Below are 12,413 nucleotides of genomic sequence, written 5' to 3'. Positions count from 1 at the left end.
ATGCTTTCTCCCGACCTGCTGCATGTTTTTGTCTACGGTACGCTGAAACCCGGCGAATATTTCTATCCGCGCTACTGTGAGGGCAAAGTGGTGGCCAGCGTAGAGGCGATCGCCCTGGGCACGCTCTATGACTTGCCTATGGGGTATCCGGCGCTCACGCCTGGGGAAGACCCTGTTTATGGCTATGTGCTGTCCTTTGCGGATTTTGGCGTGCTGGCGGCGCTGGATGAACTGGAGGGCTATGATCCCGACGGCTCGCCGCTGCTAAACGAATACGAGCGATCGCTGGCAACGGTGTATGACCTGAACCGGGAAGCGCTGGGCCAGGCCTGGCTCTATTGGATGGCGACGAAACAGGCAGAACAGCTTGGCGGCACGCGCCTAGCCCACGGCCGCTGGACGGGGCGGAATCTGCCGCAGGAAGTTTCGCAATAACGACTTGCCCTGGTCGGTGAGAATGCTTTCGGGGTGAAACTGTACGCCTTGGAGGTGCGGAAATTCTCGATGGCGCACGCCCATAATCGTGCCGTCTTCCACCCAGGCGGTAATTTCCAGTACATCGGGACAGGTTTCCCGATCCACCACCAGGCTGTGGTAGCGCGTCGCCGTCATGGGGCTGGGGATGCCCTCAAACACGCCCACGCCCGTATGCTCGATTGCAGACGTTTTGCCATGCATTAGCTCCGCCGCCGAAGTCACCCGACCGCCAAATACCTGCCCAATCCCCTGATGCCCCAGGCACACGCCCAGCAGCGGCACTTCTGGCCCCAGTTCAGCAATCACCTGCGGCGAGATGCCTGCATCCTCCGGCCGTCCTGGGCCGGGCGAGATTACAATGCCGTCTGGCTGCAATTGCCGAATCTCTTCCACCGTGATCTCGTCGTTGCGATAGACCCGGATATCGGCAGCGACGGGCAGTTCTTCGCCCAGTTCCCCCAGATATTGCACCAGGTTATAGGTAAAGCTGTCGTAGTTGTCGATGACCAGGATCATGAGGGGTTGGGGGTTAGGGGTTGGGGGTTAGGGGTTGGGGGTTAGGGTCTGTTTTAAAAGTTGATTTTTCGTGTGCGTCGGGCACAACAATCAATCTCTCTAGGCACTTTTAAAGCGCATCTTAGAGGTGTTGGGGTGTTGGGGTGTTGGAGTGTTTTGGTATTGGCGGCTCGTGAGCTTCGCCGAACGAGGGGTTGGGGTATTGGGGTATTGAGGGGTTGGAAAGTCTGCTCCATCACTCCGTCACTCCGTCACTCCATCACCCCTCAAGCAAGGCCCAGAACGGCTAGCAGCGGCGGCAGCAGCAGCGAACCAGCCACCAGCAGGGCGGCGATCGCCGAAATCAAAACCGCTCCGGCAGCGCAGTCCTTAGCGGTTTTGGCGAGTTCGTGATAGGTCTGCTTAACGGTCAGGTCAACCACAGACTCAAGGGCGGTGTTCAGCAGTTCCATCGTCAGCACGAGGCCGCTGGTCAGACCAATGACCGCAATTTCGACGCGGCTGAGCTGGAGCCAAAGGCTAAGCCCGATCGCCACGCTGCCCACCAGCAGGTGAATCCGAAAATTTCGCTGCGTAAAGAAGGCATAGGTCAAACCCGCCCAGGCGTAGCGAAAACTCACAAATAAACTAGAGGCAACTTTCCACGAAAGATCGCGGTTGGGCTTGGTGGGAAACGGAATGGGGGGCGGTGGAACAGCCTGAAAATTTTCGGTGGGGAGGGGCTGAGGCATAGGAACCGTCGCAACTTTGAATACGGATAGGAGAGAAACCCAGGCAATGACCAGTAGGCGATCGCTTAAGAGTTCAAATCAGAACTCCGACAGTATCAAGAAAAAAGTTCAGGCGAACAGGAAAGAAGAGTGGATGACCAACTACAGCCTTGCTGGCGGTTTCGTCGTTTCGCTTCGTCAATCATCAGGATGCCCAGTTCCCAACGGCAAAGGACATGGCTATGACTCCCTGGTTAATCATACTGAACCTCCAGCGCAACAGTTTGTAGCAGATTAACTTGTTGCTGCAACATTTTTTGGAGTTGGGCTTCGTCAGGATGATCCCATCCCAGTAAGTGCAGCAGCCCGTGAGTCGCCAGCCAAGCTAGTTCTTCGGTCAGCGTGTGGTTGCGCTGTTGCGCCTGGGCAGCGGCGGTATCCAGCGAGATGATGATGTCGCCTAGAGGAAAGGGTTCTTCGGCAAGCAGTCCGGCAGGCAGCGCCACGCCAGACTCCAGCGCAGAAAACGACAGCACATCCGTTGGGCGATCGACTTGGCGGTATTGAGCATTGAGCTGGTGAATCTCGGCATCGGTGGTGAGGCGCAGACTTAGCTCATATACCCCAATAGGAGATAAATCGGGCACTAGTGCCGTCAGCCAGGTTTGGAACCAGGTGATCCAGGTGTCCTGAGAAATGGGAGAGGCGATCGCCCCCTCTTCCTGCACATCCACCTCAACCGAAACTCCCTGAGCAGACTGGGTTTCAGGCGTTCCAGTCCATACTTCAGCAGCCAAACGCCCCACTCCGGAGGCTTCTGGGATATCGGCTCGACCCGGAAATTCTGGAATCATCGTCCCTTCACCGCGTTAGGTAGGCCAGCCCCACCAGCAGTCCCAGCAGCCCCACCGTCGTCAGTGCAAAATGCTTGAGCGACGTGCCCCGCTTGCGAACCATGTTCCGCATGGCCAGCTTCACATAGCTGGGCGGCGGCTCCGATGGCGTAGCCTGAGCGGGATCGGGGGCTTCGGAAACGCTAGCAGGCGTGTCTTCCGATGAGGCAGGTTGTGAAATGTCACTCATAAAAAAGTCTGGCTCAACGCATAGAAACTGCGTACCAGACTAACTCTAAACTATTTCTTAATGTAACGATCGACTGCCTAAACCCTGCAAAATTTCCAGCCCCGAATGGGTGATTCTAGGGGCTGTCATCAATTGTCTGCTCAACACTGATTTCTTAAGAGGTTCAGCCCCTAGCCTGGTTTGCTTAGGCGGGCGCGATACTGCTGATTCCTTAAGGTTTCTGAGCTTAATTGATGACGCGCCCTAGGACTAACTCTTTAGTCCAGGTGAGTTACCCACTTCGTCCCGTTTTAGTCGCGCACCGGATCTTCGACATTCAGCGGCGTTGCCCGCCCAACAGACGCAGGCGCTGCCTCGACCGTCAGCACGCGACACTGTTCCGGCGGAAAGCTGAGTTGCACCAGTTGCCCAGCCGCAAACGTCTCTGCCTGACCTGTCGGCACATCCACATTCAAATAAAACTCGCCCACCAGCACCGACAGTCGCACCGCTGAGCCAAGGAAGGTTCGACCCGTGATCAAGCCGCTGAGCAAGTTAGTGTTCGGCGGAGCCGTCTGCTCTGGCGGCTGGGCGGTGATGCTTTCGGGGCGCACCAGCACCACCACGCGGCTACCCTCTGGCAACTCCACGAGCTGCGTCTGCAAAAACTCGTCGGGCAGGCTGGTGTTGGGGTGGGTGTCGATGCGGACTTTGCCGTCTACCCAAAAGCCGGGGATCTGGTTCATTGCACCGATGAAGGAGGCAGTAAACGCAGTGCTGGGGGTCAGGTAAATCTCCTCTGGCGTGCCTAGTTGCTCAATTTTTCCTTGGGACATGACCACGACGCGATCGCTCACACACAGCGCCTCTTCCTGGTCATGCGTCACAAACAGCGTGGTAATGCCCAACTGCTGCTGAATCCGGCGAATCTCGTTGCGGAGCTGCACGCGCACCTTGGCATCCAGCGCCGACAGGGGTTCGTCGAGCAGCAACACCTGCGGCGAAATCGCCAGCGCCCGCGCCAGCGCCACCCGCTGCTGCTGCCCGCCCGAAAGCTGATGCGGAAAGCGATCGCCCATACTGCCCAGCCCCACCAGTTCCAGCATTTCCTCGACGCGCTGCTGCTGTTGGCCCCGGTTCATTTTTCGCAGCCCCAGCCCAAAGGCAATATTTTGCGCCGCCGTCATGTGGGGAAACAGACTGTAAGACTGAAACACCATGCCCATATCCCGTCGATTTGCCGGAATCCGGGTGATATCCTGCCCATTTAGCAAAATTGTGCCGCCCGTCGGCTTTTCAAACCCCGCAATCATCCGCAAAATCGTCGTCTTGCCGCAACCCGACGGCCCCAGCAGCGAGACAAACTCGCCTGACTGGACTTGCAAATCGACTCCGCGAACCGCCAAAGTCTTGCCACCGTAGGATTTGGAGAGTTGGTTGAGGGAGAGGTGCATGGGAAGAGGGAAGAAGGAAGAACGAAAAATGAAGAGGGAAGAACGAAAAACGAAGAGGGAAAACGAAGATTGAATAAGGGGCGGCTCTCTTCTTGTACCCTGATTTTCAACGCTACAACTATCGCTACAACTATCGCGGCCCGCCCAACTGGCCGCTGCTGCCGCGGCCCAGCAGTTGCACAATGCCGATTGCGCCCCAGGTGAGGGCAAAGCTAACGACGGCAAGGGCAGAGGGTTCGTAGACTTTGCTGCTGGCGAGCAGGTTCATGTAGGGGCCGAAGGCGGGCTGGGCAAGCAGAGCGGCGATCGTGAATTCGCCCATGACGATGGCGAAGGTGATAAAGGCTCCGTTGAGCAGGGCGACGCGCAGGTTGGGAAAGATGACGCGCAGGATGACGGCGGGCCAGCTTGCGCCGAGGCTCTGAGCGGCTTCAGTAAGGGTCTGCACGTTGATGGCTCGCATCCCAGTGTCTACGGCGCGATACATGTAGGGAAAGGAGAGGACGACGTAGGCGACGGTGAGCAAAATCCAGCCGCCCGTGCGTGTGTTGAGCAGGGTGGTGCTGTAAGTGCGGATCAGCCCAAAGACCAGCACCACCGCAGGCACGACAAACGGCAGCAGCGTGATCAGCTCCATCACCGGGCGCATCCGGGGCAGACGGAGCTGCACCCAGTAGGCCGTGGGCACGATCAGCAGCCAACTGAGGGCGATCGCCCCCAGCGCCGTCAGCGCTGAAAAGGTAAAGCTTTCAAAAAACTTGGGGTCGTCGAAAATGTTGCTGTAGGCGGCGAGGCTGAGGGTATCTTTTTGTGCCCGCAGCGAAAAGTCGATCGTCGCAATCAGCGGGATCGCAAAATACAGCGTGCCGATCGCCATCCACAGCCACGCCCAGAGGTTGCCGCGTCGGGTCGAATCGGTCATCGCACCCACCTTGATGTGCGCCGTTGCAGCCAGGAGTAGAGGGCGATCGACACCGCCATGATCACCACCATGCCCAGCGCCAGCGCGTTGCCCAAGCCCGGATTTTGCAGCGCATCGCCCCGGATCTGCGCGTCAATCAAAATTGTCACCAGATTAATCTGCCCGCCCGTGAGCGCGTAGGCGGTGGCGTGCGCCCCAAAGGCGTTGCCAAACAGCAAAATCATCGTGCCCAGCAGCGACGGCATGAGAATCGGCAGCGCCACCTGCCGCCAATAGTCCCAGGAACTCGCACCCAGGTTTTCCGCCGCCTCGCGCCACTCCCGCCGCAGCCCGTCGAAGGCTGGCACCAGGATCAGCACCGTCAGCGGAATCTGAAAGTAGAGGTAGGTGAGCATCAATCCCCAAAACGTGTAGAGGTTGAAGCCCTGGGCGTAGAGATCTAGCCCAAGATTTTTCAGCCAGCCCGTCATCAGACCCAGCCGCCCCAGCGTGGCGATGAAGGCAAAGGCCAGGGGAACCCCTGCAAAGTTGGATGCGACACCGGAGAAGGTGACCAAGGGCGATCGCACTTTTTCTGGCAAGCCGCCCGCCGTCACCGTATACGCCATCAGCGCCCCCAGCACGCCACCGATCAGCGCCGTCACCAGGCTGAGGCGAATGCTGACCGCGTAGGCTGACATAATATTCGGTTGGCGCAAATCCAGAATATTTTGCAAAGTGAACTGGCCCGCATTGTCCTGAAAGCTGCGAACGGCAATCGACAGCGCAGGCAGCACCAAAAACGCCAAGGCGAACGCAAAAAACGGCACTAACCCCAGCCAGTCCCAGGGGCGATCGCCCTTCGCAGCCGATTGAATTAATTCCAGCGGTTGAACAAGCGTCATGGTTTATGTCCCGAAAGTCACAACCTGACTAAACGGTCTGACAAGGTAGTTCGATTGAACAGCCTGATCAGACCGCCAGCCAAATCGCAGCAGGAACCTACTTCACATCAGCGCCGACTACACTATCCCACTGCTTGGTGATTTTGTCGTTGGCAGGGGTGATTTGCGCTGCCGTGGGGAATGCAGCCTTTTCATAAATCGCGGCATCGGGCAGCTTTGCTTTCAGGTCAGCCGGAATCACGTTGCGCTTGTTCAAGTCGTCAAAGCGCACGGGACGCGAATACCCCTTCAGCCAGATCAACTGCCCCTCGTCGGAATAAAGATGCTCCATCCACAGGCGAGCCGCATAGGGACGGGGCGCAAAGGCATTAATCGCCTGCACGTAAACACCCGCCAACAGTCCCGTTTTCGGCAGAATCACCGCAATTTCGGGATTGCCGCCCGTTGCGTCGCGGTTGGCCAGGGCGTTGTAGTCCCACCGGAGGGCGATCGGGGTTTCTCCCTTGGCGATCGTCGCAGGCTTGGCAATCACGGGCAGCAGGTTGCCCGCTGCGTTCATTTTTTTGAAATACTCCAGACCCGGGCCTGGATCTTCCAGGGAACCCCCGTTGCCCAGCGCGGCTGCCCACACGGCGTTGATAGCTTGCCCCGACTTGCGCGGATCGCCCGCTAGCGCCACCTGCCCGCGATATTCCGGTTTCAGCAGGTCGCTCCAGTCCTCTGGCAGCGTCTTCACCACGTCGGTATTCACCTCGAAGGACATCACGCCGTAATAATCCCCAAACCAGAAGCCTTCGGGGTCTTTCAGCGCCGCTGGAATGGTTTCCCAGGTTGCTACCTTGTAGGGCTGCAGGAGTCCTTCTCGCTTTGCCTCTTCCCCAAACTTAAAGGCCACGTCAATCACATCGGGGTTCTGGGGCCCGCTGTTGCCCTTATTGGCCTTGATGGCTTCGATTTCGTCGGCAGAGCTTGCATCTGGGTTCAGGTCATTTAGCTTGATGAAGGGATACTTTTGCAAAAAGCTAGACTTCATCTCCTTGTAGTTCGCCCAGTCATCAGGCAGGGCGATGACTGAAAGCTCACCCTCGGCCTTGGCCCGCTCAATGATGGCCTCTAGCCCACCGGCTTCGGCCGCAGTCAACGGTAGACCACCTGCCGCAGGGCTGGCCGCCGGAGAAGCACCCGCAGGGCTGGCTGCCGGAGAAGCCGTCGGAGTAGTGGTCGATTGGGTGCAGGATGCCAGAATTGCGCTACCAAACCCAGCAGCGCTCCAGCCCAGAAACGAGCGGCGAGAAACGCGCAGGGGAGACTTGGATTGGGGGTCTTGACTCATAGGGAAGTTCTCTCAGTGCCGAAAGGTTCAGAATCATGCCAATGTTAAGTACACCACCAGGAGTTAAAGCAGCGATTACTGTCAGGCTAAGAACTGGTTAAAGCTGGCGTGTAGAATTATCAATGCCTGACAGCGACTTTGTTACAATCCGCTAATTTCCAGCCTGTGACCCACCTCTGACTATCCTGCGCCCTCTGCTATAGCATGGGGAGGTTCTTGTTTCAGGTTCTATGGTGATGACCGAAAACCCTGCCCTCACGCCCCAAGCCGACCAAGAAGCCGAGCAGCTTGATCAGGAGGCGATCGCGCCCGGACTCACGGATGAGCAGTATCGTCGCAAGATGCAGCGCCGAAAGGAAGTTCAGGAACAGCGGCTAGCAGAGCGATCGCTCTCCAAAGGCCTCATCATCGTCCACACAGGCAACGGCAAAGGCAAAACCACCGCCGCGCTGGGCATGGTGCTGCGATCGCTCGGCCATGGCCACCGCGTCGCCATTGTGCAATTTATCAAAGGCGCATGGGAACCCGCCGAAAAGACTGTCCTGCAACCCTGGACAGAAGGCGACGCGCCGCAGCTCCTGTTTCACGCGATGGGCGAGGGCTTTACCTGGGAAACCCAAGACCGCGATCGCGACATTCAAAAAGCGCACGAAGCCTGGGAGACTGCCTTGACCTATATTCAAGATCCCGACATCAAGCTGGTGTTGCTTGATGAGGTCAACGTTGCGCTAAAGCTGGGCTATCTGGCAGTGGATAGCGTACTGGCCGGGCTGGCGCAAAAGCCAGAGGAGTCTCATGTCATCCTCACCGGGCGCGGCGCACCGCAGGCGCTGATCGACCGGGCGGATTTGGTGACGGAGATGACGCTAGTGAAGCATCCGTTTCGGGAGCAGGGCGTGAAGGCCCAGCCGGGAATTGAGTTTTAGGGCGATCGCCCACCAGCGCCCATGAATTCCTAATTTTTGTAGCAAAAGCTACCATTTGCTGTGGGCGATGCTATTCTGAAGAAAGTATTTCGCTATTACCTTCATCAGAATTGCAAATGTTGGGACTTAACAGAAAAAATCGGGTTTCTCGCGAACAGGTTGCTCAAATGCACCACGAAAACCTGCGCCGAAACATTCAGCGTCGTCTAGAAGCTGCTCGCGCCAAGGGCGATGAGTCGCTTGTGCGTCAGCTCGAAGCCGAAGCCGACTACATTGGCTGAGCCTTGGCTGAGCCTCGGCTGAGCCTTGGCTGAGCTTTGGCTATATAGCCATGTAAAGGCTTGCTCACGACAAGGTAAAGGATTGGCGCTGTTAGCGCTCAATCAATCCAACTGACCCCGGATTAACATTTTTCTATTTGGCAGATTACATCAATGGCGATCGCCTCTATCCCCAGGGCGATCGCCATTTTTTGTGTCTTATCTCACTGATCGCATCGCCCCAGTGTTACAAACCAGTGTTACAAACGCTCTCATAATTGCCCCAAAACCCTATTCAGGCTTTCTTTAAGCTTTTTTTGCGTATTCCACCAAAGCCATACTGATGAATCTTTATAAGAAGTTCAGAACGATGTGATTTTTGTCAAGTCCTCAGGATGTTCAATCCGAACTTTTTTACATTTCTTCACTTGCTAAAAGTAACTCCAACCTGGTTGCACTTCGGCCGCCAGGAATGATCCCTCAACCGGAGGATGGCGATCGCCCGACACACTGTACACACCCTGATGGATAAGCTAGCAGGAACCTTGACCAAGCATCGATTCAAAGATCTTGCCTAAGATTCCAAAGACTCACCCACGGGGGGACTGTGCATTTTGTCAAACGATTGTTATCTTTTTTAATAGAAAGGTGGGAGCGCGGAGCCTGTTTTAGGGAACCCTACGAGGAACCTATCCAGCTAGCTTCCCAAGGAAGCTCGAATTCAACCATGTTCGACTTCTGACGTTGTTTACCTCAGTCAAGGAGAATTCCAATGAACGAACGAATTGAACTCTCTCTGGAACAGCAGTTCAGCCTGCGGTCTTTTGAAACCCAGGTCGAAAACATGAGCCGAGAACAGGCCCAGCACTTCCTGGTCAAGCTCTACGAGCAGATGATGCTGAAGGATGCCACCTACAAGAGCCTGCTGAAGCACCAGTGGGGCATCGAAGGCGGGGCCCAGTTCTAGTCCGCTAGAGTCGCAGTCGGCGACCTCCCTCTCTTGCTCGATTCCTGTCCTGTTGGGAAAGGAGCTGGGGATGCTGGGGCGTCTGCTCGATCTCAAGTAATTTCAAAAGCCTGATTGCCTTCTCCGGTTTCTGCTGACTAGCACTAGATCGTTGCAAATTCTCTAAGCATTGCACTCCATACTTTTTCTCGGCCTTGCTCCTGTCAATCGTTTCAGGTTGCGCGTTTGAGCGGCGCACCGACAGTTACCCTGTGCCAATCCTTTCATGACTTTGCTGAGTAGTTGACCAAGAATCTACAGCCTAGTAGCGTTCTATCCTGGTTTCACCCACCAAATAACAGCCCTGATGCCTATTTAACGTTTCGATAGAGTAGTTTCAGGGGAAAAGGGTTCGAGTTTGTCGCGTTGAGATGGTAGGGTTGGGTAGAGTTTTGCCGTGCCAATTTGCAGCCGTAACTCGCTAGGCAATTCTCACCATGCAGTTAATAGCGCCCCCTCATCGCGTATGTTCAAGCGTGCTTTGATTTGCACCGACTTTAAAGACGGTCTCTATCGCTTCGCCCGCTTCGTCCCCAGCCTCTCGGCATCCGGGCTAGAGCAGATTACGTTTTTACACACGGTTCCCGTTCTGGAGGGGCAAATCCCTCGCGAATCTGACAAGCCGTTTGTGGAGGCGCGAGAGCGTTTTGCAAAGCTGCTGGGCGATGTGCCTGCTGGGGTTGACGTGCAAGTTGAGGTGGCCTGGGGTAAGCCCGTCGAGCATATCCTTTCAGCCCGTAAGAAATATCAAAGCGATATCGTCTTTATTGGGACTGCGGGAGATGGGCTGCTGAAGGAAAAACTCTTTGGCAGCACGCCAGTTTCTCTCTGTCAGCAAGGAACGACGGCACTCTTGATTCTGCGTCCCCAATTGATTTCGGCTTACACCGAAGAGGAGCTAGACCTGCGGGCCCGCCACCTGTTCCGCTACTTGCTCTTGCCCTATGATGGCAGTGAAGCCGGACAGGCAATGCTCCGCCAGGTGAAGCAACTGGCCGCCGATCGCCCCCCCGGAACTTTAGAGAAAGCCTTGCTGTTTACGTCCATTGAGGATGTGGCTCGTAGCGCTGTGCTGCGGGATGCAAAGCGCGAAGAGGCGGCGAAGAACCTGGAAGCGGCAAAGCGAGAGCTAGAGGCGCTGGGCGTGAAAACGGATACGGTGGTGGCGCATGGCAATGCGGTGACGCAAGCGCTGGAAACGGCGATTGATATCGACATCACGGCGATCGCTGCTTCGTCTAAAACGATCGGGCGGTTGGTGGAGCTGTCGGTTCCTAGCTTTACGGGCGACCTGCTGCGCCGGAGCTGGCATCCGATTCTGTTCTTCCCGCCGTCCTGACGATTCGCTCTTGTCCAGCGCCTCTGTTTAGCCCCGCCCGCTCCGCCATGCCGGACTTTTATCCGCCCAAGCTGTCGCCGCCGCTGGTGTGGGCGGTGCAGCGCGTGTCGCCGCTGATTGCCCAATATCGCTACAAAATGCGGCTAGAGGTGCAGCCCAGTGACCTGGAGACGCTCCGCACGCTTCAGCCCCATCGTCTGCTGCTGCTGGCCAATCACCCGACGCATTACGACTGGATTGCGCTGTTTTTGCTATCGGCGCGGTGGGGGCAGCCGTTTCACTATCTGGCGGCGTATGAGCGGTTTGGTGGCGCGGCGGGCTGGTTTCTCCAGCGGATGGGGGCCTATTCTTTGCGGCGGGGACTGGGCGATCGCCCCAGTATGTCCAAAACGCTGGAGCTATTGTCGCAGCCCCGCTGTCGGCTGGTGATGTTTCCAGAGGGTGGCTTTTCCTTTCAAAATGACACGGTGATGCCATTTCGCACAGGCGCGGTGCAACTGGCGATGCAGGCGATGCAGCGGCAGCTTAAGCAGGGTACACCCGCCGAGGCTCTGGATGACCTGTACGTTGTACCAATTGCGCTGAAGTATCGCTATCAGGGCGACATGGCTCCGGCGATCGAACAAACTTTGAAGCAGCTAGAGAAGGCGCTGTGGGTGTTTCCTAGCAGCCCCGACTGGTATGAGCGGCTGCTGGTGATTGGCGAGCAGGTGTTGCTGGGGTTCGAGCGCGACTATGGGCTGCCGATCGCAGAAACCGTGCAGCGATCGCGCGATGACCGCATTCAGCAGGTCAAAGACCACATTTTGAACTATTGCGAGCGCACGCTGAAAATTTCGCCGAATTTCCAGGAGCCGCTGCGAGAGCGGGTCTATCGCATCCAGCGGAGCCTGGAGGCGCAGGCGGGCACCCTCGATCTGCGAACCCATGAGGCGATCGCCCGCGCCGCTGCCCAGTTGCTCAATTTCAACGCCATCTCAGATGGCTATGTGGCTGCCAACCCCACGCCAGAGCGCTTTCTGGACACGCTCACCCGGCTAGAGCGGGCCGTATTTGGCATCGACCGGCCGCCCCCTAAGGGCGATCGCACGGTCATCCTCCGCGTCGGCGAACCCGTAAACCTGACGCAATACCTGGACGACTATATCCAAGACCGGACCCAGACCGTCGAGCAGTTAACCGAAAAGCTCCGCAGCACCGTGCAGACCAACTTGGATCTCATGTAGGTCAAGCAACTAGATCAAGCAACCCTAATCGCTCCAAGTCCTCAGTCTGCCCAAAGAGGGACAGTCTGCCCAAAGAGGGACTGACCCCCAAACCCACCCTGCGATAGCATTGCGGAACAATCTCTGACAGAACTTACCCACCTGAAGTGTCTGAGCCTGATCCCCCCTCGCCCCCCCTTAAACAAAGGGGAGAACCGAGCCAGTTCAGAAGTACCCTTATTTTCAGCGAAGCAGCCCGTCAGCGCAGAAACTCAGAAGGATCTAACCGCAGCCCTCCCCAATTCCCTCTTCGTTCTTC

14 protein-coding genes are annotated in these 12,413 nt (G+C 56.9%); 6 read left to right on the top strand and 8 right to left on the bottom strand.

The window, feature by feature from the left end; all coding sequences use genetic code 11:
* The gene (locus O77CONTIG1_RS16810) at positions 1-435 is read left to right on the top strand and encodes a gamma-glutamylcyclotransferase (RefSeq protein ID WP_156435387.1); all 435 of its coding nucleotides are present in this window, start codon (positions 1-3) and stop codon (positions 433-435) included.
* Here O77CONTIG1_RS16810 and O77CONTIG1_RS16805 read toward each other — a convergent pair.
* From O77CONTIG1_RS16805 to O77CONTIG1_RS16770, 8 genes are all read right to left on the bottom strand, one after another.
* Positions 382-993, bottom strand: coding sequence for an anthranilate synthase component II (locus O77CONTIG1_RS16805; protein WP_068512808.1), 612 nt, complete (start codon positions 991-993; stop codon positions 382-384). The genes O77CONTIG1_RS16810 and O77CONTIG1_RS16805 overlap by 54 nt on opposite strands.
* Positions 994-1,259: 266 nt before the next feature.
* Positions 1,260-1,724, bottom strand: coding sequence for a diacylglycerol kinase family protein (locus O77CONTIG1_RS16800; RefSeq protein ID WP_068512805.1), 465 nt, complete (start codon positions 1,722-1,724; stop codon positions 1,260-1,262).
* Between the two features lie 233 nt (positions 1,725-1,957).
* Positions 1,958-2,557, bottom strand: coding sequence for an rRNA maturation RNase YbeY (gene ybeY / locus O77CONTIG1_RS16795; protein WP_084782775.1), 600 nt, complete (start codon positions 2,555-2,557; stop codon positions 1,958-1,960).
* Positions 2,558-2,564: 7 nt separating this feature from the next.
* The gene (locus tag O77CONTIG1_RS16790; protein WP_068512803.1) at positions 2,565-2,786 is read right to left on the bottom strand and encodes a DUF3285 domain-containing protein; all 222 of its coding nucleotides are present in this window, start codon (positions 2,784-2,786) and stop codon (positions 2,565-2,567) included.
* Between the two features lie 290 nt (positions 2,787-3,076).
* Positions 3,077-4,219 carry an ABC transporter ATP-binding protein gene (locus O77CONTIG1_RS16785; protein WP_068512800.1) on the bottom strand — a complete coding sequence of 381 codons (1,143 nt, stop codon included), beginning with the start codon at positions 4,217-4,219 and terminating at the stop codon, positions 3,077-3,079.
* A gap of 130 nt (positions 4,220-4,349) precedes the next feature.
* Positions 4,350-5,141, bottom strand: a complete 792-nt coding sequence (locus tag O77CONTIG1_RS16780) for an ABC transporter permease (protein WP_068512798.1) — start codon at positions 5,139-5,141, stop codon at positions 4,350-4,352.
* The gene (locus tag O77CONTIG1_RS16775) at positions 5,138-6,025 is read right to left on the bottom strand and encodes an ABC transporter permease (RefSeq protein WP_068512796.1); all 888 of its coding nucleotides are present in this window, start codon (positions 6,023-6,025) and stop codon (positions 5,138-5,140) included. The genes O77CONTIG1_RS16780 and O77CONTIG1_RS16775 overlap by 4 nt, the downstream gene beginning before the upstream one ends.
* A gap of 97 nt (positions 6,026-6,122) precedes the next feature.
* Positions 6,123-7,358 carry an ABC transporter substrate-binding protein gene (locus tag O77CONTIG1_RS16770; RefSeq protein WP_068512794.1) on the bottom strand — a complete coding sequence of 412 codons (1,236 nt, stop codon included), beginning with the start codon at positions 7,356-7,358 and terminating at the stop codon, positions 6,123-6,125.
* A 230-nt stretch (positions 7,359-7,588) separates the two neighbouring features.
* Here O77CONTIG1_RS16770 and cobO point away from each other — a divergent pair, with 230 nt between their 5' ends.
* The 5 genes from cobO (at position 7,589) to O77CONTIG1_RS16750 (ending at position 12,115) form a co-directional block, all read left to right on the top strand.
* A complete protein-coding gene (gene cobO / locus O77CONTIG1_RS16765) occupies positions 7,589-8,284 on the top strand; it encodes a cob(I)yrinic acid a,c-diamide adenosyltransferase (protein WP_317134129.1) in 696 nt (231 codons plus the stop codon).
* A 116-nt stretch (positions 8,285-8,400) separates the two neighbouring features.
* Positions 8,401-8,565, top strand: coding sequence for a hypothetical protein (locus O77CONTIG1_RS24755; RefSeq protein ID WP_156435385.1), 165 nt, complete (start codon positions 8,401-8,403; stop codon positions 8,563-8,565).
* A 751-nt stretch (positions 8,566-9,316) separates the two neighbouring features.
* On the top strand, positions 9,317-9,511 hold the full coding sequence (locus O77CONTIG1_RS16760; protein WP_068512792.1) for an NblA/ycf18 family protein: 195 nt from the start codon (positions 9,317-9,319) through the stop codon (positions 9,509-9,511).
* Between the two features lie 505 nt (positions 9,512-10,016).
* Entirely contained in the window at positions 10,017-10,889 is an 873-nt protein-coding gene (locus O77CONTIG1_RS16755; protein WP_068512790.1) for a universal stress protein, read from the top strand.
* 47 nt (positions 10,890-10,936) lie between these two features.
* Positions 10,937-12,115, top strand: a complete 1,179-nt coding sequence (locus O77CONTIG1_RS16750) for a 1-acyl-sn-glycerol-3-phosphate acyltransferase (protein WP_068512785.1) — start codon at positions 10,937-10,939, stop codon at positions 12,113-12,115.
* The last annotated feature ends 298 nt before the right edge of the window (positions 12,116-12,413 follow it).

It is taken from the genome of Leptolyngbya sp. O-77, assembly GCF_001548395.1.
Taxonomy (GTDB): Bacteria; Cyanobacteriota; Cyanobacteriia; order Elainellales; family Elainellaceae; genus Thermoleptolyngbya.
Note: the sequence above shows the minus strand (reverse complement) of the source record. Positions and strands in the feature narration are given on the sequence as shown.

What these genes read in the sequence shown, in the direction of transcription:
- O77CONTIG1_RS16760 (WP_068512792.1), top strand. Translation starts at nt 9,317, where the DNA reads ATGAACGAACGAATTGAACTCTCTCTGGAACAGCAGTTCAGCCTGCGG.
- O77CONTIG1_RS16800 (WP_068512805.1), bottom strand. Translation starts at nt 1,724, where the DNA reads ATGCCTCAGCCCCTCCCCACCGAAAATTTTCAGGCTGTTCCACCGCCC.
- O77CONTIG1_RS16775 (WP_068512796.1), bottom strand. Translation starts at nt 6,025, where the DNA reads ATGACGCTTGTTCAACCGCTGGAATTAATTCAATCGGCTGCGAAGGGC.
- O77CONTIG1_RS16790 (WP_068512803.1), bottom strand. Translation starts at nt 2,786, where the DNA reads ATGAGTGACATTTCACAACCTGCCTCATCGGAAGACACGCCTGCTAGC.
- O77CONTIG1_RS16810 (WP_156435387.1), top strand. Translation starts at nt 1, where the DNA reads ATGCTTTCTCCCGACCTGCTGCATGTTTTTGTCTACGGTACGCTGAAA.
- O77CONTIG1_RS16780 (WP_068512798.1), bottom strand. Translation starts at nt 5,141, where the DNA reads ATGACCGATTCGACCCGACGCGGCAACCTCTGGGCGTGGCTGTGGATG.
- ybeY (WP_084782775.1), bottom strand. Translation starts at nt 2,557, where the DNA reads ATGATTCCAGAATTTCCGGGTCGAGCCGATATCCCAGAAGCCTCCGGA.
- O77CONTIG1_RS16785 (WP_068512800.1), bottom strand. Translation starts at nt 4,219, where the DNA reads ATGCACCTCTCCCTCAACCAACTCTCCAAATCCTACGGTGGCAAGACT.
- O77CONTIG1_RS16805 (WP_068512808.1), bottom strand. Translation starts at nt 993, where the DNA reads ATGATCCTGGTCATCGACAACTACGACAGCTTTACCTATAACCTGGTG.
- O77CONTIG1_RS16755 (WP_068512790.1), top strand. Translation starts at nt 10,017, where the DNA reads ATGTTCAAGCGTGCTTTGATTTGCACCGACTTTAAAGACGGTCTCTAT.
- O77CONTIG1_RS16770 (WP_068512794.1), bottom strand. Translation starts at nt 7,358, where the DNA reads ATGAGTCAAGACCCCCAATCCAAGTCTCCCCTGCGCGTTTCTCGCCGC.
- cobO (WP_317134129.1), top strand. Translation starts at nt 7,589, where the DNA reads ATGGTGATGACCGAAAACCCTGCCCTCACGCCCCAAGCCGACCAAGAA.
- O77CONTIG1_RS24755 (WP_156435385.1), top strand. Translation starts at nt 8,401, where the DNA reads ATGTTGGGACTTAACAGAAAAAATCGGGTTTCTCGCGAACAGGTTGCT.
- O77CONTIG1_RS16750 (WP_068512785.1), top strand. Translation starts at nt 10,937, where the DNA reads ATGCCGGACTTTTATCCGCCCAAGCTGTCGCCGCCGCTGGTGTGGGCG.